This is a genomic window from Pseudoalteromonas sp. Xi13, from assembly GCF_003952205.1.
GTDB lineage: Bacteria > Pseudomonadota > Gammaproteobacteria > Enterobacterales > Alteromonadaceae > Pseudoalteromonas > Pseudoalteromonas atlantica.
The window spans coordinates 3,070,150-3,091,964 of sequence record NZ_CP034439.1 but is presented as its reverse complement, the minus strand read 5'-3'; the positions used below and the strand labels follow the sequence as shown (position 1 = coordinate 3,091,964).

The window sequence follows — 21,815 nt, the reverse complement described above, 5'->3', positions numbered from 1 at the left end:
TCAACGGCTTTTTATGTATTTTATAAATATTCAAACACTTTAATAACGCGCTCTACACCCGATACATTGCGTGCAATGTTAACCGCTTGGTTAGACTCAGATTCAGATACTAATCCCATTAAAAATACTTCAGCGTTTTCGGTCACTACTTTAATATTATTACTCGGTATATCTTTAGCTGTTAAAAGCTGCGCTTTTACTTTAGAGGTTAGCCACGAGTCGTGCGTTTGTGTGGTAATTCCAATATTTGAGCCAATTCTAATTTGGTTATGTATTTTACGTATACCTGAGAGGCCCTCAATGCTCTGCTGAGCTTGGTCTTTCATTTCTTGATTGGCAACCTGACCTACCAGTAAAACAATGCCATTAACGCTTATAGCGTCTACATTGGCGAACTTTTCTAGTCGTTCAACTTCACTAAGCGCAATACTGGCTTTAATTTCTATATTATTGTCGTCTATTTGCGAGCCAATGGTGCGGCGATCATTTGCTGCTGTTACTGCACCAGCTGTTCCTGCAACCACTGCGGCTGCACAGCCTTGCAGTAAAACAACAGTACCTAAAACAATAAGAGAGCGTTTAAACATAATTTTCATCCTGCGGGAAAAGAGTTAAATCAACCAGTTCACTTAAACAATGTAAGTTAACTAAGTGAGATTCAATAATGCGGCTAGGGCGCTTAGAAGGCGTACGAATTTCTACATCATTAGGGCCTAATAATCCAACGAGCTCTCCACCATCGTCACCTACCATCACTATGACCTTCATATCTTTAGTAAGTGCCGCTTCTACAGCAGAAATAATATGTTTTTCGTTGCCATTAATTGCTAACGCAAGCAGTAAATCGCCTTGCTGTGCAAAGGCACGTACTTGGCGAGCAAAGGTATCATGCTCATCTACTTGGCTACTTTGCCCTAAATTGATGTTTTCTTGAGATAGCGCAATAGCAGGTAAACAGGGGCGCTCTGTTTCGTAGTGATTAACTAATACGCCGGCCATGTGCTGCGCTAGCATATGGCAGTTTGCCGTGCCACAGCAAAGGAGTTTGTTGCCATTAATTAAACTTTGTGCAATGGTAAATGCCGCAGACTCTAGTGCGCTTGGCAGTACTTCGCCTGCTGCTATTTGTACTTGAATGCTTTCTGTAAAAATTTCTTTAATTGTATCTTGCATAGACTACCAATAATTTATTCGTCATTTTTGTTTGTTGCTGGGCGTTTTACTAATCTGTTTGCGTGGTGTTAAAGTACGCTTTTGATCCAATTTATATTGCCAGAGCCTTCACCTGTAATGGCAACATAGTCGACTCTTATAGGCTGATTAGTTAAGTTTTTTGCTGCCAAGTAGTGATAAATAGTGCGTTTTAATCGTGCTTGTTTTTGTGCGCCAAGGGCATAATTTGCACCGCCTCTCGCATTGTTTTTACGAAACTTAACTTCCACAAATACAAGCGTATCGCCGTGTTTCATAATTACATCAAGCTCACCAAAGGGGCAATAATAATTACGCTCAATAGGCGTAAGCCCTTCACGAGTTAAGTATTTCTCTGCTTGGCGTTCATAGTACTGGCCTTTTTCTCGGCTATTTTGCCACAGCTCTTTAAACCACGACATAGCCGCTCCAGATTAATCAAACGTAAGCGTATTGCTTTCGTTGGCTGATTGCATAAATAAAGGCACGGGCTGCTTTGTTTCTAGCTGTACGGCTTTTATGCGTCTATTTGTGTATTGTGCCCAGTCAAGCGTACGCTCTATGTGTCCGCTTGTATTTACCGAAAGTTTCCCACTTAAACCTGTAAACTTATTACCGGGCATTACACTCAATTGCCTAATGTCGCTTAGCACCGATACGGCATCGTAAGCCATGGCAAATAGGCGTTGGCTTATATCGGCATTTTCAGGCCACAACGTGTTGTATTGGTTGCGTAAATTATGTTGTTTAACTGTCGCATTAAGCATCCACGGAAGCTCTGTAAAGTAAAGCCCTTCTAAATCGCCTTTATCGGTGCGATCTATTTGTTTACTATGGCTTTTAGAGCTGGCATAAAGCGGGATCCGCTGTGCAAAAGTACTTACATTTACATCTAAATAAGGTTTTATCAGGCGTGTTTCTATGGCGTCGCCTAAAATGTAAATCGCATCAATATCGCTACGAGAGCGGGTTTCACTTTCTACTTCTTGTTTAAATAAAGACTTAACCGTTTTAATACGCTGCTTAGATTTATCAACCTCTAACAAGCTTGTAATTGTGTTTGGCATATCTTTGTTATCGTTATAAAACCCAATTTGCGGTTTTGTTTCGCTATAGCGCTGCCACTGAATATTAAAGTAATCAACCAAACGCTGACCATTGGCATTATTAGGCGCTAATAACATAGGCTTTTGATAACCTTTAGCTAAAAAGTGCTCCAGCGCTTGCTGCACTTCATGCTCAGGGTTTAAAGCAAAAAAGTAATGTTGTAGCGAGAGTCGCTCAGCATCAAATGTATTTAAGTGTAATGTTGGGGTATCAATAAGTGTTTTAGCTTGCGCAAGTTTATCTATATTCGCTTTTAATAATGGCCCAATCACAAAGTCTGGATTAAATTGACTCAGCTGCTCGCTTAGCACTTGGGTTGAAAGGTTCTCATCTATAAAAACAGTGTCGTTAATAGTTTGCTTATCAAGCCCTGCCAAAATGCCGGCTTTTAGGGCGTCACCTAAACGCTCATTTGCGCCTGATTGCGGTAAAAGTACAGCTAATCGCTCTATATTAACTGGTGCTAGGTCGGCTAGGGCTTCATCTTGCTCGGGTAAAATAGCTACGGCAGGGTGGCCAGGGTAGCGACGGCGCCAATTATTAATGGCTTGGTCAAGCTCTACACCGCTATTTGCATATACTTGGTGGTATAAAGCTAAGTTAGTCCAACCTTGCTGAATAACAGAGCCACGATTAAAGCGCTCCAGCGCATAAGAAGACAGCTTTGTTAAGTTATCCCACAGCGCACTTTGTAGAGCAGGGATCTCAATATTATTTTTATTCGCAGTTTCTGAGGCTCTAAAAAATAAAGGAGCGGCGCGCTTAGGAAAGTTTTGCGATGCATATATGCTAGCAGTTAAATATTGATGCCAAGCAAAGTGTTCAGGCTGTTTAAGTTGGCCATCGAGCGATTGCAAAATAACGAGCGCTTGGTCGTTTTTATTTTGCTGCTTTTGTGCATAAGCAATGTATAAGCGGTTTTGAATTTTATCTACACTTGGGGTTTGCTCAAGCTCATTACAAATGTTTTCAAGTAACGGCCAGCTTTGCTCCGAAATAGCCGCATCACGCGCACTATAAAGCAATTGAATTTTGTCTGCACCGGTACGATTAAGCGCTAATTTATAAATAGCATCGGCACTGGTTGCTTGATTTTGCAGCGCATTCGCACTGGTATTAATGCTATCGCTATTTTTAGTTGGTTTTTCGGTTGTGCTACAGGCCGATAACCCTGACAATATAATTAATAGACTAACAAGTTTAAGTCGCACAATGATTTCCCAATACGTTAACGCGATTTGCTTATATTACTGACTGACGCAGGAGACCTCAATGTTAAATGAGGAGAATTCACAGAAAATTGGCACTCTTTACATTGTTGCCACCCCAATTGGCAATTTTGACGACTTAAGCCAGCGTGCCATCGCGACATTATCGCAAGTTGACTTAATCGCTGCTGAAGACACGCGCCACACCGGTAAGCTACTAAGCCACTTTGGTATAAAGGCTAAAACCTTTGCATTACATGACCATAACGAAAAACAAAAAGCGCAGCAGATTATTGATTGGCTAAACGAAGGAAAAAATATCGCGCTAGTTTCAGATGCCGGCACGCCACTGATAAGCGACCCAGGTTATGCCGTTGTAAACCTGTGCCGCGAGCAAGGCGCGCATGTAACACCCGTGCCCGGTGCGTGTGCTGCTATTACTGCAGTGTGTTGCTCAGGCCTGCCAACAGATCGCTTTCAGTTTATTGGCTTTACACCGGCGAAAAGTAAAGCCCGCCAAGATTTTTTCATAGAAGCTGTAAACTCAAGCATTACCAGCATAATGTACGAAAGCACCCACCGTATTATGGCAAGCCTAGATGATTTAGAAGCGGCCTTAGGTAGTGAGCAACAAGTGGTATTTGCAAAAGAGCTTACCAAAACCTTTGAAACCTTTTTTAATGGTAGCGTAAGTGAGTTAAAGCAGTTTTTAACTGATGACCCAACCAAGCAACGCGGCGAAATAGTGCTCATGTTGCCAGGTAAACCCAAGCAAGTAGATGATATACCGCCAGAGGCGCGTAAAATGCTGGCGCTACTTGAAAGCGAAATGCCGATGAAAAAAGCCTGTGGTATTGTTGCTGAATACTTTGGAATGAAGAAAAACGCCCTGTATAAAACAATTATTGACGAAAAAGAGTAAATCTTTACTGCGTACAAGGCACAGCTCATGTATACTGCGCGCCGAGTTAGCCAAGATAATCGCTGCCTGTGACGAAAATGATCAGGGGGAGGAAAGTCCGGGCTCCACAGGGCAGAGTGCCAGCTAACGGCTGGGGGGCGTGAGCCCACGACAAGTGCAGCAGAGAGGAGACCGCCAACCCTCGGGTTGGTAAGGGTGAAAGGGTGCGGTAAGAGCGCACCGGGCCACTGGTAACAGTTGGTTGCAAGGTAAACTCCACTCGGAGCAAGACCAAATAGGGTTCCTTATGGCGTGGCCCACGTTGGAACCGGGTAGGTTGCTTGAGCCATAGAGCGATTTATGGCCTAGACGAATGATTATCACTTTCTTCGGAAAGGACAGAACCCGGCTTATATGGCTAACTCACTCATTCAACAAAAAAGCCCGCAGTTAACGCTGCGGGCTTTTTTGTGCCTAAAATTTGATGAAGTACTTTGTTGTTTTTTAAGGCTCAGGCTGTCCTTTTTTAAGTCGCTTACTGAGTGCTGGCTGCGATATACCGAGTAGTTGCGCTGCCATTGATTGATTTGAGTTGCTACGTTTCATCGCTTCTGCTACCAGTAATTCTGCGGCTTGTTTTAAAGTGGGTAGCGTTGATGTTGACTCAAATAACGGCTTGGCAAGCTGAGCTTGCATATCTAATTTGGGCACGGCGCTGCGTACGCTTTCAAACGCTTTCATAGACAGTGCGCCACTTTGGTGGGTGCTCATTGCATCAAAGGCCATGGCGCGCAGCTCTCTTATATTGCCCGGAAAAGCGTAGTTTTCGAGTAAAATTAATAATTCTTTTGGAATACTTGCCACCGGTTTATTAAATTCTTGTGCGGCAAGCGTTAAAAAGTGCTCGAGTAATAAGGCTATATCTTGCTTGCGCTCTCTAAGCGGCGGAATATTTACATGATGAATTTTTAAACGGTAGTATAAGTCGTTTCTAAATTCGCCATTTTCTTTTTTAGTGAGTAAATTTTGGTGGGTGGCTGCAATAATGCGCGCGTTGATGCGCTTTGGGGTATCGCTGCCTACTGGGTAATATTCGCCTTCTTGCAAAAGCCTTAATAACTTTACTTGCGAGGCCAGGTTTAAATCGCCAATTTCATCAAGAAATAGTATCCCGCCTGATGCGCGTTCTATCATGCCTTTGCGGGCTTGCTCAGCGCCTGTAAAAGCGCCTTTTTTATGGCCAAATAAGGTATCTGAAAATAAGTTATCGTCAAGGCCGGCTACGTTTACACACACAAGTTCGCCACTACAGCTACTGGTTTCGTGAATGGCTCTGGCTATAAGCTCCTTTCCTACGCCGCTTTCTCCGGTAATAAGAATAGGTTGTTGGCTATTTGATATAGACTCAATGTAATTAAACACAGAATGCATTTGATGATCTACACTGATAATTTTAGAAAACGCAGGATGCAGGCTTGTTTGGTTTTCTAGTAGATAGCCGCGCATGGCTTGGTTTTCTAAGTTTAGCTCTTGAAAACGCACCACCTGCATTATGCTATTGCTTAGGCGTTCGGGATCTTCTGTTTTTACATGATAACCATAAGCACCTAACTTTATGCATTTTACAGCGGCTTCTACTTGGTTAATGCCGCTGATGCTCACCACCGAAATGTGCGGAAAAAGCTCTGTAATTTGCGCTATAAGCTCATCGCCACTGATATGTGGCATGTTTAAATCAAGCAATACAACGCGAACATTCCCTTGGTTTAGTTTGGCAATTACATCGCGGCTATCATTACATTGTACAATGTTGTTAATGCCGCAGTAGCGCTCTATTGCAAACGATATGCTTCGTAAAAAGCTGTTATCGTCATCACAAATGAGGACCTCAAAACTAGGATATAAATTAGTATTCATAGTTCACTCTCGTGTTGTAATAAGGGTAGTGATAGCTTTACTTTTGTGCCTTTACCGAGGGTTGATTTAAAGGTGAGTTGGCCTTGGTGATCTGCCACGATCCCCGCTGATACAGAAAGCCCTAAGCCAGTGCCGCCAGATTGTCGTTTGGTGGTATAAAACGGGTCGGTGAGCTTAATTAAGTGCTGTTGATCAATGCCTACGCCTTGATCTTCAATGCTCAGCACAACCTGATTGTGTTTAGTATGGAAATAGCTGGTGATAATAATTTTTTGCGATTTGTCTTCAAGCGCTTGGCAGGCATTTAAAATTAAATTTACGATTACTTGCTCAATGCGGCTGCCGCTGCCTTTAAACGCAGGCAGTGAGTTGGCTAAGTTAACCTCTAAGTGGTTTGTCGAGTTTTTAATTTGATTTGTGACTAAGCGAATAGAGCGGTTTGTTAGTAGGTTTAAATCTAGCTGCTCAGTTTTCTCATGCGATGCTTCACCTTTTACGGCAAAGCTTTTTAAATCCTCTACTATGCCTTTTACCTTGTTACTGGCAATGTGCATATCGTCTAAAATTTCTGGCAGCATATGTTTAAAGCGCTGATAGCTTACACCGGCAACAAGAAAGTCGCCTTGGCGTGCTTGATGCTCATCAAGTATGTCTGTTGCATCTTCAAAGGCTTCTTTTATAAACGGAAAATTTAACGTTAAAATACTACATGGGTTATTTATTTCGTGAGCTACTCCCGAAACCAACACCCCCAGTGAGGCCATTTTATCTGCATGAAGTAGCTGTAACTGCTGGGCTTGTAGCTCTTTGGTGCGGCTTTCTACTTTTTTGCGCAGGGCTTTGTTCCAAATTATCACCACGGTACTAATTAGTAGCAGCACCACTACACATATACCCGCTATTACGCCGGCTTTAGACCAAGGTGATACGTTTAACGGGCCAAACCATTTGTCGTAAATTTCTTGCTGGCGGCCGGTGTTTTTTAAAATAGCTAAGCCTTGAGTAAATTGCGATAACAGCGCTTCATCTGCGGTTTTAGTGGCATAGCCATAAAGCCGGTTTCTTTCTAGGCTAGAAATAGCAGTGATGTTTGATAGCCCCAATTTTTTACTTAAATATAAGCCGGGTAAGTTTGAAACCACTGCAAAGTCATAGCGGCCAGAGGCAAGCAAACGCAGGGCATCGGCATGGGTTTCAACCGGTATAAGGGTAATGTTTAAGCCTGAGTGGTTAAGCATATCAAATGCTGAGCCATTGCTTTGTACAATAACGCGGTAGTTTTCAAGCTCGCTGTAGTGCGTTATTTTAGGGCTATTGTCGCGCGCAAATATAGAGTGGTTAACAAACGTGTGCGGGCTAAAGTTATACAGATCGGTGCGCTCGGGTGTGGCGGCCATGCCTTGTAAAATATCCACATTTCCACGGTCAAACTCGGCTCTTATTTCGGCCCAGGGCATTAGCTTTATTTTTATATTAAGCCCCATTACAGCGGCTATTTCTTGGCTAAGTTCTACGTTGTAACCTGTAAGCTCGCCATCTTCGTTAATAAACTCATAAGGGGGGTAGTTAAAATCTCCGCCCACTATAATTTGTTTTGGCTGCGATAAGTTAGCTTGTGCAATACAGTTTAGGCTATTGAAACCCAGTAGGCTTAGTAGCGCTATTTTTAATACATAAAACCAAGCGTTTTGTTTAATAAACAAGTGAGTAAACCTCTGCATTTTTTAGTTGTGGTAGTGCGTTAGTAAATTGTCTAAACAGTACAAATAAAATGGCGTTTATGTTCCTTTTACAGCCGCAAAAAGGTTGTTTTTAGTTGGCAGCAGGGGACTATAGTCTGTATTTTAATTTTATATAAATTAGGTACTAACGAATTTATCATGGTTTTAAGTCTTATCTATTTATACTTTAAACTAAATAAGAATAAATTAATTGTTAATTAAGGTTTTTTGTAAGGCAGTTATGTCTTTTTAAGGCTGTTTAATAAAATAAAAGCGATTTAATATCGGCTATTAAATCGCTTTTATTGGTTGGGCCTATTTAGAGGATGTTGACCTGTGTAGATTAACGTTTTCAAGCTAGGGCAGTCTAAGCAAGGCGCTTGGCTTTTAAGCGAGTGGGCTTAATAATCGCTTTTGCTAAATACTAAACTCACTACTGTAATTTTAATCACGATTGGTCAACATGCCTTAGTACTAAAACTTCATGTTTAGGTTTACTTGAATGCGATCGCGGCCATTGTTGTTAGTGGGTATATCGTTATTAATATTATCCACGCTAAACCACCTTAAATCGGCATTTAGGTTCTCTGCAATTTTGTAATCTAGCTGTACACGTGTGCCTTTAATATTGGTATAAGAACCCGGAGTATTAGTTTGCGTAAACGCGCCGTTCATAGGTAATGCATAGGCTTCGGTACGTAGCACGTAAAAACGCAGGCCAAACTGTTTATTAATTTGATAACGAGCATGTACAGTAAACGCTGTATTTTCGCTGTCGGCTTCACTTGTGTAGTAATCGGCTGCAAAGCGCACTGCGCCATAACGTACATCAAGGTTATAGGTCATTACGTTGCCTGCTTGGTCATCATCAAGACCCGACTCAGCACTGGCATAGGCCGTATCTGAGGCGCTAACAAAAATTCCACCAATACCGGCTTTAACGTTAATGTTATTAAAACTTGTAGCATATACACCTTGTAGCTGTTGCCAGCTGGCATCGCGCTTGCCTTCGCCATTATCGACGTTTTCTTCAAGAATAATATGCCCCGCATTAACGCTAAACGTATTGTTACTCCAGTTAGCTTGTACACCTTCTAGCGCTATATCGTCACGAAAAAGCAGCTCTGATGAATGCATATAAACGGGTGCCGCTTTACCAATATATACTTGGGTGTTACTAAGCCCTGTGTACTTCATAAAGGCGCGGTCTAAACCAAAGTCATCGTTATCGCTGGTATCGGTGATACCAAAGGTTTGATGGGTTGAATCGTGTTGGCTTGAGGTTGTTCTAAAGCGCATTTGCGCTGACCAGTTATCGGTAGCCGCGTATTTAATACCAAATCGGGCACGCAAACGGGCGCGGCTTGTTGAGTCAATTGTATCGCCTTCGGTGCGCTCAAAGCGCATACGCATATCGCCAAATAGCTTAACGGCTTCAAGGCCATTTAAACCTTCAATTGTAATATCTGCGTGGGCTGGCTTAGCTAAGGCAATAACACCTAATGCAACGGGTAAATAGATAAGTTTACTAGTCATGGTTTGTTCTCTATAAAATTACTAAATCGAGGGTTATTGCTTAGCGGGTTGAGCCGCTGTGTTGTCTTGGTTGTAAAGGGTTTCGTCAAGCTCGCCTTCGCTTTTGCCAATTAATAAAGTAACCATTAAATCGCCAGTTACATTTATGGTAGTGCGCGCCATATCTAAAATTCGGTCAATACCGGCAACTATTGCAATGCCTTCAAGTGGTAGGCCAACGGTGGTCAGTACTAGCGAAAGCATAATAAGGCCTGCACCGGGTACACCAGCGGTGCCTACAGAGGCTAAAGTAGCTGTAGCTATAATGGTTAAGTAATCTGTTGTGGTGAGGTCAATACCAAAGGCTTGGGCAATAAACAGTGCTAATACGCCTTGGTATAAAGCGGTGCCATCCATGTTAATAGTGGCGCCTACTGGCAGTACAAAGCTTGATACAGTACGCGATACACCTAAGTTTTGGGTGGCGCATTTAATGCTGGCAGGTAAAGTACCTGAGCTACTTGTGGTGGTAAAAGCAATAATTTGCGCTTCAATAATACCTTTATAAAAGCGTTGTGGATTAAGCTTGCCTAGTAAGCCTACAAAGCCGCCACCCAACACTAAAACGTGAATAATGCAGCCTAGGTACACTAAGCCAATTACTTTTATAAGTGGCAGTAATACATCCAGTCCGTACTTGCCAGATACCCAAGCCATTAATGCAAATACACCATATGGCGCCAGCTTCATTACAAGCTCCGTTAATTTGTACATTGCATCGGCTAGGCTTTCAAACATTTTGCTAGCGGGTTCGCCTTTTTCACCAATTAGGTTTAAAGCAATACCTAAGCTCAACGCAAACACAATAATTTGTAAAATATTACCTGAGGCTAATGAGCCCACTGGGTTTTTTGGTACTAAACCTACAATGGTGTCTACTAAGGTAGGGCTTGGTTTAGCATCGGCTACTGTGGTTGCAACCATATTTAAGCCTGCGCCAGGTTCAAACAACAACCCAAGGCCCAAACCAATCGAAATGGCTACTGCGGTGGTGGCTAAATAAAATACGATTGACTTAACACCAATACGCCCCATTTTAGTGGTGTCTTTCATTGAGGTAACACCAACAATTAATGAGCAAAATATAAGCGGTACAATTAACATTTTTATGGCGCTAATAAATAGCTGGCCAATTGGTTTTATATATTCAGCATTATTGCCTAACAGCATGCCGGCAATAATACCCGCTATCATACCTATGAGTATTTTTAGCCAGAGCGCCATTTTTTTAGGCTCGTTGTTATTAATACTTGTTGTACTGGTCATAGTGTTATTCCAATTATTTATAATATTTAGTGGGAGCTATTTAACTTTTGCTTAGGGCGTTAACGCGCATATTGCACCGGCACGTGCACAGGCCACACAAGGGGCTTGCAATTTTATGGACAAGCTTTCGTTAGCCTTTTTAGATAGGGGTTGTTTGTACACGTGCATAATTAAGCTCTAAAGTTGTTAGATTATTGTTATTGCATTAATAATGCCAAGCACGGTTTTGTTAATAACGTATTGAATGTTATTGATTTTATTGTTTTTGGTTGGCGGTTTGTTAATATAACTTTTTGAATAATTATTAATAATGAAAGGCGGGTTAAAGGCGGCTTAAATGATGGTTTATAAATAACTCATTTAAAATCAATGAGTTGACAGGTGTATAACTTTTATTATTGATATAACAAAAGTTATATTTAATGCATTAATTAATCATATTTTTTGATTTTTTAGGATTTAAAACATTATTAAGTTGTAAATTGCCTGTATGTGGTTTTATTTTTTCTTATACGTTTAGCTTAGATAATATTTTTACCCTGTTCAGGATCCCGTGATTTTTCGGCTTGATCACGAATTTCGTCGGTATCACTACTTACATCATCAACCGTTTCATTTTGCTGCTGCAGCTGCTTAGAGCTTTGCTGAGCAGTTAAAGGTTGCTCAGCTTTGTTGGTGGGCTTTTGTGTATCACTCTCATCAGGTGCACTGAGTAAAATACGCTCGCGGGCATCATCTGGCATACTGATGTTTTGCGCTGTAAATTCGGTTACTAGCTCACGCATTAACTGCGAGGCCACTTTTAACGGACTATGTTGTTCGCTGTTAACCCAAAAAAACAGATTAAAGTTAATTGTTGAGCTGCCTAAATTATTGATCAGCACTTGTGCTGGTGGCTCAGTAATCACACCCGTTTGCTTGTTTGCAATTTCAAGGGCGAGTGTTTGGCAGTAACGAATATCGTTATCGTAACCTATGCCAATCACCACCTTGGCACGCATTTTTGGATTTGCAGTTAGGTTTTTAATGGTATTTTTATAAACCGTGGCGTTAGGTATTTGTATATGGTTGCCATCGTAATCAACTAAGGTGGTTGCGCGAGCGGTGACCTTTTTAACCACACCTAAGCGGCCATCGACTTCTATTACATCGTCTATTTTAAATGGCCGTTGGACACTCAACAGCAAACTAGCAATAAAGTTCTCTGCTATGTCTCTAAAGGCAAAGCCCAATATTAAGCCTATTAATCCGGTACCGCTCATAATGGCAATAGCAAATTCGGTAAGTCCTGCTAAACGTAAAAATAAATACATGCCCAGCAATAAAATTAAAATGCTAATCCCGCGTTTAGCCACTAAGTGCACAAGTTTACTGTCGGTCATATAAATGAGCGGTTTTACTAACAGCTTAGACAAAGGACTGGCGACAAAGTAGCTAATAGTTAAAAGTATAAAACCTAATAAAAGAGTGGGTAATATTTGCGCTGTTGCGTGAAGTAATTGCAAACTTTGGGCGTATAAATACTGCCAACTGAGCACGCTTTCTGGGGTGTTTAAGGCATTCACAGCCGTGGTGTTCACTGCAATTAGCATAGTTATAAGGCTGTTCATGGCGTATTACCTTGGTATTTTAAATAATCTAGCAAGCAGCAAGTTTAATACCAATGCCAAAAGCACAGCTTGGCAAACTTTTTGCTCGATAATAGGCTAAAAAGGAGCAAACAATGAGCAAACCTAAACGGGGACAACATGCCGAGCAGCCAGTGCACATTCCGGTTATTGGTTGGTGGGACATAGCCAAACGTATTTTTAAGCAAATGAGCCAAGACAACTTATCGCTGGTTGCAGCGGGCGTTGCGTTTTATGCCTTACTTGCTATTTTTCCTGCTATTGCTGCAATGGTTTCTGTGTATGCGTACTTTTCATCGCCCACCGATATTAGTGAACACCTGAGTAAAATAGTTACCTTATTACCGCAAAGCACGAGCGATTTAATTTTATCTCAGGTCTCGAGCTTGGCTCAAACCTCTAACGCCAGTTTAAGCTTAAGTGCAATTGGTACACTTATTCTTACTATTTGGAGTAGCTCTAAAGGCAGCCAAGCGCTTATTACTGCCTGTAACATTAGTTATCATGAATACGAAAAACGCTCTTTTTTTCATGCTCAGTTAGTACGTTTTTTATTTTCGGTAGGGGCTATTTTAGTGGCTATTTTTGCTTTGCTAATTATAGGTATTTTACCCATAGTACTTAATTTAGTGGGCTTAAAAGAAAGTATAGACTTACTTATAAAGTTAATATCGTGGCCATTACTCGCCTTTATGTTTAATTTTGCATTGGTGCTTTTGTATCGCTATGCACCACACCGAAAACCCGCTAAATGGCGCTGGATCACACTTGGCTCGTGTATTGCGACTGTATTATGGATTTTAGCCTCAATTGGTTTTTCGTTTTATGTGTCTCACTTTGCAAGCTACAACGAAACGTATGGTTCGTTAGGCGGGGTAGTGATTATGCTAATGTGGCTCTATATAAGTGCCTATATTATTACGTTTGGGGCGGTAATAAATGCGGCAACCGAACAACAAACAGCGAAAGATAGTACCAAAGGCCCCGCTAAAGAACGCGGTAAACGCGGAGCCTACGTTGCTGATCACCTTGATGTAGATGAGCCGACAAACTCTTAGCCGGGCTCATTATTGCACAAGCTTATGAGATGCTGAGTAAATGCTTGGCCAACGGGGCCTAAACGGTCATTGTCGGTGCACATTAAATAAAGCTTTAAGGAGCGGGTTGTACCTTGCTCTAAATTAAGGGGCTTAAGTGTGTTGTTTTTAAGATAAGGTTTAATTTGTGCACTAGGCAGCCATGCATAACCAAAGTTTTGGCTAACCATATCAATAGAGTTACGTAAGTGACTTACTGTCCAGCGCATATCAGCCCCAAGCCAGCCGTCGTCGTGGCTGGTGTGGGTGGCCGAATCGCGAACAACTATTTGCCTGTGTAATTTAAGCTCTCTGTAGGTCAGTGGTTCAGTGCGCTGGTGCAGGGGGTGATCAGGGTGCGCAACGGCAATAAATTCTATATCGCACAAGCTATGGCAATTAATGCCATAAAGCGCAATAGAGGTAATTGCTAAGTCGACCACTGCATTGGTAAGTAATTCGTTTGCGCCATTAAGTACGCTTTCTATCAGTTCTATTTTTACCAGCGGGTATTGCTCATTAATATGGCTTAGCGCTTGGTACAATAAATGCTGCGGAAACACTTCATCTACCGCTATTTTTAATGTGCTTTCAATACCTTCGCTTAATGTATTAGCAACCGATTCTATTTTGCTGGCTTCATCTATTAAAAATTCGGCGCGGCGCAATATAAGCTTACCGTTTTCGGTTAAATACGCTTTACGGCCTTTTACTTCAAGCAATTTTACTTGCAGTGCCGACTCTAACTTTTGCACTGCATGGTGCACGGTTGATTGGCTTTTAAATACCGCGCTGCTAGCACCGGCAAACCCACCATGCTCTACAACAGCTTTAAACATTCTCCATTGCTCGAGTGTTGCCTTTGCCATTTTAAACCTTGTTACTACTTACTATTGATTAAACTACCTGACCGTGTAGGCACTCTATTTATTGCGTAACTACTTATTTATTATTGGCAATAACCATTTTTTTGCTGCTCAGCAACGTCATAAACTCTTTTTTAGGCACTGGCTTTGAAAACAAATAACCTTGCCCGTAGTCGCATCCTGCTTTTAGTAGTAGCTGCATTTGTTGCTGCGTTTCAATTCCTTCAGCAATAACTTTTAGGCCAAGCTGGTGGGCCATTACAATAATGGCTTCACATAAAGCAAGCTCTTGGCTCCCTGCTTTAATATTATCAATAAAGCGTTTATCTATTTTTAGGTAATCGGTATCCATTTCTTGCAGGTACGCGAGCGATGAATAGCCGGTGCCAAAGTCATCTAGCGCTAATTGCACACCTGACTGGACTAATGTTTTTAAGCGACTTTGAGTTAGTGGCTCTGGGTTAACCATAAGGCCTTCTGTGATCTCGGCCACAATAGAGGAGGCGGGTAGTTTGGCTGCTTTTAAAATCTCACACCAATCGTCAATTCCGCTATCGATTGTTGATAACTGCACAGGAGAGACATTTATACTAATTTGAAATTGCTCCCCCATGGTGGTATTTATTTCTTTTAGGGTGCGTATTGCTTGTGTAAATACAAATTGGCCCAGCGCATTTATTTGCCTAGTTTCCTCTGCAAGCGGTATAAACGTCGCCGGCGAGACTAACCCCTTTTTAGGGTGATGCCAGCGAATAAGCCCTTCGGCTTTATGAATATGCAAATCGTTTAATGCCACAATAGGCTGATAAAATAGCTCAAATTGTTCAAGCTCTATGGCGGAGCGTAAATCTTTTAATAGCTGCATACGCGCTTGTGCATGAATACGCATATCTTTTGAAAAAAACTCAAACCCATTACGGCCGTTATTTTTAGCTTTATACATGGCTTGGTCGGCAGCTTTTAATAGCAGCTCTGTACTTTGGCCATCGCTAGGTGCGCATGCAATGCCCATACTAGCGCTAATAAATAGCTCCTCGTTTTCAAGCTGTATACTTGATGAAAGGCTTTGCAATATATTGCTGGCAATTTGGTTTATATGGCGACTGCTTTTAACGTGGTCGTATACAATCACAAACTCATCACCGCCAATACGTGCGACAAAACTGGCGTTTATTGCAGCTTGAATTATCCGTTGAGAAACTAACTTAAGTAGATTATCGCCATAATGATGGCCTAACGTATCGTTAATATCTTTAAAGTGATCAATATCGAGCAGCATCACAACAAGTTCGCATTTGTCGCCTGTTACTTCATCAAAACGCTTATTTAAACGCTCTTTAAGCTCTAGCCTATTTGGTAAATCAGTTAAGTGGTCGAAGTGAGTTTTTCGCCATATGGTTTCATCGGCTTGTTTTTTTTCTGTTAGGTCGGTAAAAATGGCCACACGGCGAGTAGGCATGTTTTTATCATCGTAAACGGTATCTATGATCAGAAACTCGGTATAGGTGTCGCCATTTTTTTTACGATTAATTATCTCACCTTGCCAACGGCCAGTTTCTCTGAGCTCTGCCCACATTTTTTCATAAAATGCTTTTGAGTGTTTGCCAGAGGCTAAAATACGACTGGTTTTACCTATCGCTTCTTCTTTGCTGTATTGGGTTGTTTCGCAAAACGCAGGGTTTACGTCATAAATAATGCCGTCGGGGTCTGTAATCATCATCCCTTCACTACTATTACTGTAAACAAGCGACGCTAAATGAAGTGCTTTTTCGTTGACCTTTTTTGGCTTATATCTCTAAGAACAATAATGTATTCATTATTAGTGAGTGCATTGATTCTTGCCTCAAAAAGTGCTCTTTAGATTTTTTAAACAATGTAAACTCAATGGTTTGTGAACCCTCTAAAGTACCTAAATGAGAAAGCAGTAACTCTGCGTTGGCCTCAGAGAGTACATCAACTAATTTTAAAGCTTTGCCTGTCTCAACATTTAGCACAGGGCTAATATAGCCGCCATATAAAGGATTTTGCCTTGGGCATTTATACGTATGTAGGTATCGGGTAAAGCATTTAATAAGCTCATTAACTCGTTGTGCTTATTTTTTAATTTAGCCTCTGCAGATAGCCGGGTTTGTGCCATAACAGCAAAGCGGTCATAAAGTGCGCGCAGCTCTGGGCTATTGGGCTTTTTAATATGTTTGGGCATAGTGCCATTTGCCAGTTCATCTGTGGCTTTGGTTAAATTAGCGATAGGCTTAAATATACTTTGTTTAATTAAGCGCCTAGCGAGCAGCACCAACAGGGCAATAGCCGATAAAAACGCAAAAATGGTTTTAGCAAAGCTTTCATTCACTTTATTAATAAAGTCTTCAACCGAAACGGCTATATAAATATCTAAATTATTATCATGGCCGTCTTTGTATATTACTGAGCGATGAAAAACCTGGTTTTCGCCTTCTGCATTTTTAAACACGGTTAACGAGCTTTTATCGTGAAGTAAATCTATGTCGGTAATTTTTTGGCCTAAATTACGTGGTTGATTAGGGTAGTTGGCCAGTATTAAGCCATTAGAGTCGGCAATAACGGCCTTGGCATTGTTAGGTAATTTAGCTTCGCTTAAGGCGATATTCCACCAATTCAATGCAATAACGGTAACCAGTGTGCCTTTAGTTGGTTATTACTATCTATAATTGGGTAGGCAAAATTGACACTTTGCGCTTGAATACTTCGGTCGTATTGAAAATACCCCACCGAAAAACTTTTATTACTAATGGCATTTTGAAAATAAGTACGATCGCTAATATTAATATTTTTACTACGACCATTTGTCACGCACTGTATGTCGCCATTTTTATCAACAATACCTATATTTGCAATATTCTTATAAAGGGCTTTTATTTCGTAAAAGTAATTAGGGCAGGTTGTGGGGAGTGTTTCATTTTTGCTGTTTTATCGGCTAAATAAATAGTAATACGTCTAACATCATCAACCATTGTTTTTTGATGTTGTGTCAATTGCTTAGCTATATTTACTATTCTTTCTTCACTTTTTTCAATGGCAGCATCACGCTCATACCATAGCGTAAATACCGTCACAGCGGCACCGGGAATGCTAAGTAGGATGAGTAACCTGTAAAGCTGGCTTTTAAGCGATGAAGTAAAAATAAGTTTTCCTTAAGCTCTGCGTCCCTAAAAAGTGATTGTAGACATAAAAGCCAAAAATAACCATACAAAATATAGGGTTGCACTAAAAAGTTATTAGAAATTAGCTTAAGTCTGTGTTTTAATCATGAAGCTTATTATGCCAAATAAACGAATTATCAAAATAAACACTTAATTTTCTAAAAAATAGAACGTTTTGCTCGATTTAAAGACATAGTCGTATTGTTTTATGAATGCTTTAATAAGCTCATTAATTAATCTACTACAGTATTTTAAATATGAACATAGCAAAAGTGTTAACTGCTTACGCCACCCAAGATGGTGATGGTGTAAACATAAGTCGGATACCTGGTTTTGATGGCAAATATCTCGACCCTTTTTTAATGATTGATGAGCTAAAGTCTAACAATGAAAGTGACTATATTGGTGGCTTTCCACCGCACCCTCATCGCGGCATTGAAACCTTTACGTACATTATTAAAGGTGGCTTTGAACACCAAGATCAAATGGGTAACAAAAAAGCGATCCGATCTGGCGATGTACAATGGATGAGTACAGGTAGAGGCGTAATGCACAGTGAAATGCCACTGACAGATGCAAAAGAGGGGCTGCATGGCTTTCAAATTTGGATCAATATGCCCAGTGGCGAAAAAATGCGTGCGCCACGTTATCAAGATACTACACAAATCCAGCGCCTGAAGTCACTAACAAGCACGGCGTGAGCTTTAGCGCACTTGCGGGGAATTGGCAGTTTGAAGATTCTACGTTAACGTCGAGTTTGCAAAGCTTAGCGGCCAATGCTGCACTGGCCAATGTTACTCTCCCGTTAATACACGCATGCAGTTAGCAGGGCTTAAACAACGTAAAGTGATGATTTATGTTCATACAGGAGAGCTTATTACAGGTGACGAGCAAACATTTAATGCTGGGAAGTTGCTTATATTAAGTGAAAACAGTGACATTGATATATCTTCACAAAAGGGGGCGGGGATACTTATTTTAGCGGGTAACCCACTTGAGCAACCTATTGCACATATGGGCCCATTTGTAATGACCACGCAAGAGGAAATTAAACAAGCGGTGCGTGATTATCAAAACGGTGAATTTGGCAACATTTAATAATTAATTGAGGAGGTTATTATGGGTTTATTAGTTGATGGTCAATGGCAAGACAAATGGTACGACACCGACTCGAATAATGGTAAATTTAAACGCGAAGCAGCGCAGCTTCGCAATTGGATCACAAAAGATGGCAGCCCTGGACCTACAGGAAACGGCGGATTTAAAGCGCAAGCAAATCGCTATCACTTATATGTTGCCTTAGCGTGCCCGTGGGCGCATCGCACACTTATATTCAGACAGCTAAAAGGCCTAAGCGATATTATTAGCGTATCGGTAGTCAGCCCAGATATGTTAGATAAGGGGTGGAGCTTTGATAAAGATAACCTCAGTAGCGGCGATGATTTATTTAATAGTGAATACTTACATCAAGTTTATACTAAGCACGATGAAAATTACAGTGGGCGAGTAACTGTGCCTGTGCTTTGGGATAAGCATCAAAATAAAATTGTTAGTAATGAATCTGCAGATATTATTCGTATGTTTAATACCGCATTTAATGAAATTACGAATAATACGGATGACTATTACCCACAATCACTACAAGCTGATATTGATGAAATTAACGACCTTGTTTATACCAATATTAATAATGGGGTATATAAAGCGGGTTTTGCAACTACACAAACAGCATACGAAGATGCTTTTACTGCGTTATTTAAAGCACTTGATAAAGTAGAGGGCATACTAAGTAAAAATCGTTACCTGATGGGGAGCACATTAACTGAAGCTGATTGGCGTTTATTTACCACACTCATTCGGTTCGATAGCGTGTATGTTGGGCATTTTAAGTGTAATTTACGCACTATTGAAAGCTACCCAGCGCTGAGTAACTATGTACGTGAGTTATACCAAATAGAGGGAGTAGCCAGTACGGTTAACCTTGAGCATATTAAGCGGCATTACTATTTTAGCCACACAATGATCAACCCAACGCAAATTATTCCAAAAGGGCCGGCGTTAAACTTTAGCCAAAATCATAATAGAGACAAGTTGGGCTAAGAGGTATTAGAAGGCATTAAAGTAAGCGGCAATTGCACTTTTAAAAAAGCTTTTATAAATGCAATTGCTGCTATGCAAATAACTTTACCAGCCAGCCGTATTTTCGCACAAAGCTGGTTTCGCTTTTGCCAGCTTGAACCGTTGCTCCGGCTAAAAAAGCTGATGCCAATCCTACCTTGGTGGCTGCAAAGCGCTTAAAGCGGTACTTTATTGCTGCATGGTGCTGACGCTTTAATGCATGCTGTAAATCCATTTGCTTATTTAACGTGTCAACGTTCTCATTGGGTTCTTTAATTAGAAAATTAACGAGCATAGTTATTTCCTTATAGATTTAAAAGTTGCTTTAAACTTTTAATCGTTTTACTAAAGCCAATTTTATTGCTTAGGTATACGGTATTTCGCCAAAGCCAAATTAAACAAATTATTTGCGCGAGGGCAGCAGTCGCAAAGCTAAGCCAAACCGAGCCAAATAAATCATATACACCGTAACCAATTGCACCTAGTAAGCCGGCCCACAACAAAATCAAACCACTGGCAAAACATCCTAAAAATATAGTGATCAACGCCATTGATCGTAACGACAGCTTCCACTCAGCCTTTGCAAGATGGTGGGTAAGCTTTCCTTGCGTTTTATAATCCTCCTTGAGCTGGTCAGAGTATTCAATTATCTTTGCTATATGATCCTGCCAATCATCCTTTTGGCTAGGGTCATTAGTTGTTTGATTTTGAGCATTACCGTCCGTGGTTGCTGTTGTTTGTGAGCTACTCATTATTTATTACTTACGACGAAATAGTGACGTTACAAGCATACCCGCCGCAAAAGCAATACCCGCTGTTGCTAGCGGATTTTCTGAAGCAAAAGCACGCGTTTTTGCGCTGCACTCAGTTAGTTTTTCACGAGCAATAAGTTGTTTTTCGCTTAGTGCTTCTGCTGAGCTTGAAGCGCCTTTACGTACGCTTGACTCAGCAACTGATGCCTTGCTTGAAAGTGCATCTACTGCATCGTGTGCTACAGACGTTGCTTTTTCAGTCAACGGTGCCTCACTCTCTTTTTGTTTAAGATCAGGTTTCATGTTTGTTTCAGTATTCGGTTTTGTATTTGTTGCAGTAGCCATAATCAATCCTTAATAAATAAAATAAAAAAATTTAACTGGTGCTATAGCAGATGCAACGATTAAACCAACCATTAAAAATAATTTAACCAATTGATTTTATTAATTTTATATATTTAAGGTAGGGTGCGTTATATTAAATAAAAAGCAGCATGAAGTAAGTATTGCTGCTGTGCTAAGTAAATTTTACATGCCTATAAACTAGATTCATTTTTTTGTAATTATTCATTGATTATTCAGTAAGCAAATTATGTAAACCAAACGTTATTAGCAATGCTTTAAAAAAATTTTATCTACTACCTCCACTTTTTCCCACGTAATTCAATCGCTTTGCGTAAAGCCTTATTTTTTCTAGCTTAGCGAGACGTTAAAGCTGGTCAGCTTACTTGACAAAAAGGCTTGTCAAGCCCTAAACTGGAGCACTGTGGTAAAAAGTGGTTTTTAGTGGATCTAACTGGATCAAATTAATCGAAACTCGATTACACAATTTAAAAGTAGGCTTTTTATGTTTCGTGGCGCTAGTTCACTGAGCTTGGATGATAAAGGACGTTTTGCGGTACCGACTAAGTACCGAGACGCTTTGCTGTCTGAAGATCAAGGAACGGTAATATGTACCATTGCGCTAAACGAGCCGTGTTTATGGTTGTATCCTCTTGCACAGTGGCAAGAAATAGAAAGCCGCTTATCTAAAATCTCTAATATGAATCCACGCGCTCGCCGAATGCAACGTATGTTGTTAGGTAATGCCACAGAGTATCAACTTGATAAAAATGGTCGAATTTTGCTGGCGCCTTCATTGCGTAGCCACGCAGAACTTGGCAAAAAGATCATGCTAGTTGGTTTAATGAATAAATTTGAAATTTGGGATGAAGCGCGTTGGCACGAACAAATGCGCCAAGACACTGAGTTGGAAAGGCTCGGGGATTTTGAAGCAAACCAAGATTTAGATAGTTTCACACTCTAACGGC

Annotated in this window: 20 protein-coding genes, 1 other RNA gene and 2 pseudogenes; 6 read left to right on the top strand and 17 right to left on the bottom strand. The window is 40.8% G+C overall.

All coding sequences use genetic code 11. The features are described 5' to 3' along the window. Positions 1-20: 20 nt before the first annotated feature. From dolP to EJ103_RS13855, 4 genes are all read right to left on the bottom strand, one after another. Positions 21-587, bottom strand: a complete 567-nt coding sequence (dolP, locus tag EJ103_RS13870; RefSeq protein WP_126008206.1) for a division/outer membrane stress-associated lipid-binding lipoprotein — start codon at positions 585-587, stop codon at positions 21-23. Next, positions 580-1,173, bottom strand: coding sequence for an SIS domain-containing protein (locus tag EJ103_RS13865; RefSeq protein WP_004589111.1), 594 nt, complete (start codon positions 1,171-1,173; stop codon positions 580-582). The genes dolP and EJ103_RS13865 overlap by 8 nt, the downstream gene beginning before the upstream one ends. 68 nt (positions 1,174-1,241) lie before the next feature. After that, a complete protein-coding gene (locus EJ103_RS13860; protein ID WP_004589112.1) occupies positions 1,242-1,613 on the bottom strand; it encodes a YraN family protein in 372 nt (123 codons plus the stop codon). A 12-nt stretch (positions 1,614-1,625) separates the two neighbouring features. Further along, positions 1,626-3,509: a penicillin-binding protein activator gene (locus EJ103_RS13855; protein WP_126008204.1), complete on the bottom strand. Its 1,884-nt coding sequence runs from the start codon at positions 3,507-3,509 to the stop codon at positions 1,626-1,628. 61 nt (positions 3,510-3,570) lie between these two features. Here EJ103_RS13855 and rsmI point away from each other — a divergent pair, with 61 nt between their 5' ends. Beyond that, positions 3,571-4,428 (top strand): 16S rRNA (cytidine(1402)-2'-O)-methyltransferase, encoded by an 858-nt coding sequence (gene rsmI, locus EJ103_RS13850; RefSeq protein ID WP_024033320.1) that lies wholly within the window; start codon positions 3,571-3,573, stop codon positions 4,426-4,428. A 43-nt stretch (positions 4,429-4,471) separates the two neighbouring features. Continuing rightward, positions 4,472-4,836: RNase P RNA component class A (gene rnpB / locus EJ103_RS13845), an RNA gene on the top strand. 75 nt (positions 4,837-4,911) lie between these two features. On the opposite strand, the gene EJ103_RS13840 is transcribed toward rnpB, so the two are convergent. The 5 genes from EJ103_RS13840 to EJ103_RS13820 form a co-directional block, all read right to left on the bottom strand. Next, a complete protein-coding gene (locus EJ103_RS13840) occupies positions 4,912-6,324 on the bottom strand; it encodes a sigma-54 dependent transcriptional regulator (RefSeq protein ID WP_126008202.1) in 1,413 nt (470 codons plus the stop codon). Then, a complete protein-coding gene (locus tag EJ103_RS13835) occupies positions 6,321-8,027 on the bottom strand; it encodes a transporter substrate-binding domain-containing protein (protein ID WP_164521628.1) in 1,707 nt (568 codons plus the stop codon). Before EJ103_RS13835 ends, EJ103_RS13840 begins: the two co-directional genes overlap by 4 nt. 492 nt (positions 8,028-8,519) lie before the next feature. Next, positions 8,520-9,581, bottom strand: coding sequence for a putative porin (locus tag EJ103_RS13830; protein WP_121637960.1), 1,062 nt, complete (start codon positions 9,579-9,581; stop codon positions 8,520-8,522). A 33-nt stretch (positions 9,582-9,614) separates the two neighbouring features. Continuing rightward, positions 9,615-10,886 (bottom strand): dicarboxylate/amino acid:cation symporter, encoded by a 1,272-nt coding sequence (locus tag EJ103_RS13825; RefSeq protein ID WP_004589122.1) that lies wholly within the window; start codon positions 10,884-10,886, stop codon positions 9,615-9,617. A gap of 521 nt (positions 10,887-11,407) precedes the next feature. Next, positions 11,408-12,478, bottom strand: coding sequence for a mechanosensitive ion channel domain-containing protein (locus EJ103_RS13820; protein WP_241232310.1), 1,071 nt, complete (start codon positions 12,476-12,478; stop codon positions 11,408-11,410). Positions 12,479-12,609: 131 nt separating this feature from the next. Here EJ103_RS13820 and EJ103_RS13815 point away from each other — a divergent pair, with 131 nt between their 5' ends. After that, positions 12,610-13,572 (top strand): YihY/virulence factor BrkB family protein, encoded by a 963-nt coding sequence (locus tag EJ103_RS13815; RefSeq protein ID WP_126008196.1) that lies wholly within the window; start codon positions 12,610-12,612, stop codon positions 13,570-13,572. Here the strand turns inward: EJ103_RS13815 and EJ103_RS13810 are convergent. The 5 genes and pseudogenes from EJ103_RS13810 to EJ103_RS20250 all read right to left on the bottom strand — a co-directional run bounded on the left by EJ103_RS13810 (position 13,569) and on the right by EJ103_RS20250 (position 17,548). Continuing rightward, the gene (locus EJ103_RS13810) at positions 13,569-14,459 is read right to left on the bottom strand and encodes a LysR family transcriptional regulator (RefSeq protein ID WP_004589125.1); all 891 of its coding nucleotides are present in this window, start codon (positions 14,457-14,459) and stop codon (positions 13,569-13,571) included. The genes EJ103_RS13815 and EJ103_RS13810 overlap by 4 nt on opposite strands. Positions 14,460-14,532: 73 nt before the next feature. Further along, a pseudogene (locus tag EJ103_RS20265) lies at positions 14,533-16,304 on the bottom strand (EAL domain-containing protein); the annotation flags it as partial. Positions 16,305-16,443: 139 nt separating this feature from the next. Then, complete coding sequence (locus EJ103_RS20260; RefSeq protein ID WP_241232279.1) at positions 16,444-17,094, bottom strand: hypothetical protein; 651 nt, start codon at positions 17,092-17,094, stop codon at positions 16,444-16,446. Continuing rightward, positions 17,091-17,285, bottom strand: a complete 195-nt coding sequence (locus EJ103_RS20255) for a hypothetical protein (RefSeq protein ID WP_241232278.1) — start codon at positions 17,283-17,285, stop codon at positions 17,091-17,093. Before EJ103_RS20255 ends, EJ103_RS20260 begins: the two co-directional genes overlap by 4 nt. Before the next feature lie 62 nt (positions 17,286-17,347). Continuing rightward, a complete protein-coding gene (locus tag EJ103_RS20250) occupies positions 17,348-17,548 on the bottom strand; it encodes a hypothetical protein (RefSeq protein WP_241232277.1) in 201 nt (66 codons plus the stop codon). Positions 17,549-17,892: 344 nt separating this feature from the next. Between EJ103_RS20250 and EJ103_RS13800 the strand changes: the two are divergent. Both EJ103_RS13800 and EJ103_RS13795 read left to right on the top strand, forming a co-directional pair. After that, positions 17,893-18,733: pseudogene (locus EJ103_RS13800) on the top strand (pirin family protein). 21 nt (positions 18,734-18,754) lie between these two features. Further along, complete coding sequence (locus EJ103_RS13795; protein ID WP_126008194.1) at positions 18,755-19,735, top strand: glutathione S-transferase family protein; 981 nt, start codon at positions 18,755-18,757, stop codon at positions 19,733-19,735. A gap of 70 nt (positions 19,736-19,805) precedes the next feature. Here EJ103_RS13795 and EJ103_RS13790 read toward each other — a convergent pair whose 3' ends face one another. The 3 genes from EJ103_RS13790 to EJ103_RS13780 are packed head-to-tail and all read right to left on the bottom strand — an operon-like array spanning position 19,806 to position 20,850. Continuing rightward, on the bottom strand, positions 19,806-20,048 hold the full coding sequence (locus EJ103_RS13790; RefSeq protein ID WP_004589129.1) for a hypothetical protein: 243 nt from the start codon (positions 20,046-20,048) through the stop codon (positions 19,806-19,808). A gap of 10 nt (positions 20,049-20,058) precedes the next feature. Further along, the gene (locus tag EJ103_RS13785) at positions 20,059-20,505 is read right to left on the bottom strand and encodes a hypothetical protein (protein WP_126008192.1); all 447 of its coding nucleotides are present in this window, start codon (positions 20,503-20,505) and stop codon (positions 20,059-20,061) included. Between the two features lie 6 nt (positions 20,506-20,511). After that, positions 20,512-20,850 carry a hypothetical protein gene (locus tag EJ103_RS13780; protein WP_004589131.1) on the bottom strand — a complete coding sequence of 113 codons (339 nt, stop codon included), beginning with the start codon at positions 20,848-20,850 and terminating at the stop codon, positions 20,512-20,514. A gap of 502 nt (positions 20,851-21,352) precedes the next feature. Here EJ103_RS13780 and mraZ point away from each other — a divergent pair. Then, positions 21,353-21,811 (top strand): division/cell wall cluster transcriptional repressor MraZ, encoded by a 459-nt coding sequence (gene mraZ, locus EJ103_RS13775; RefSeq protein ID WP_126008190.1) that lies wholly within the window; start codon positions 21,353-21,355, stop codon positions 21,809-21,811. The last annotated feature ends 4 nt before the right edge of the window (positions 21,812-21,815 follow it).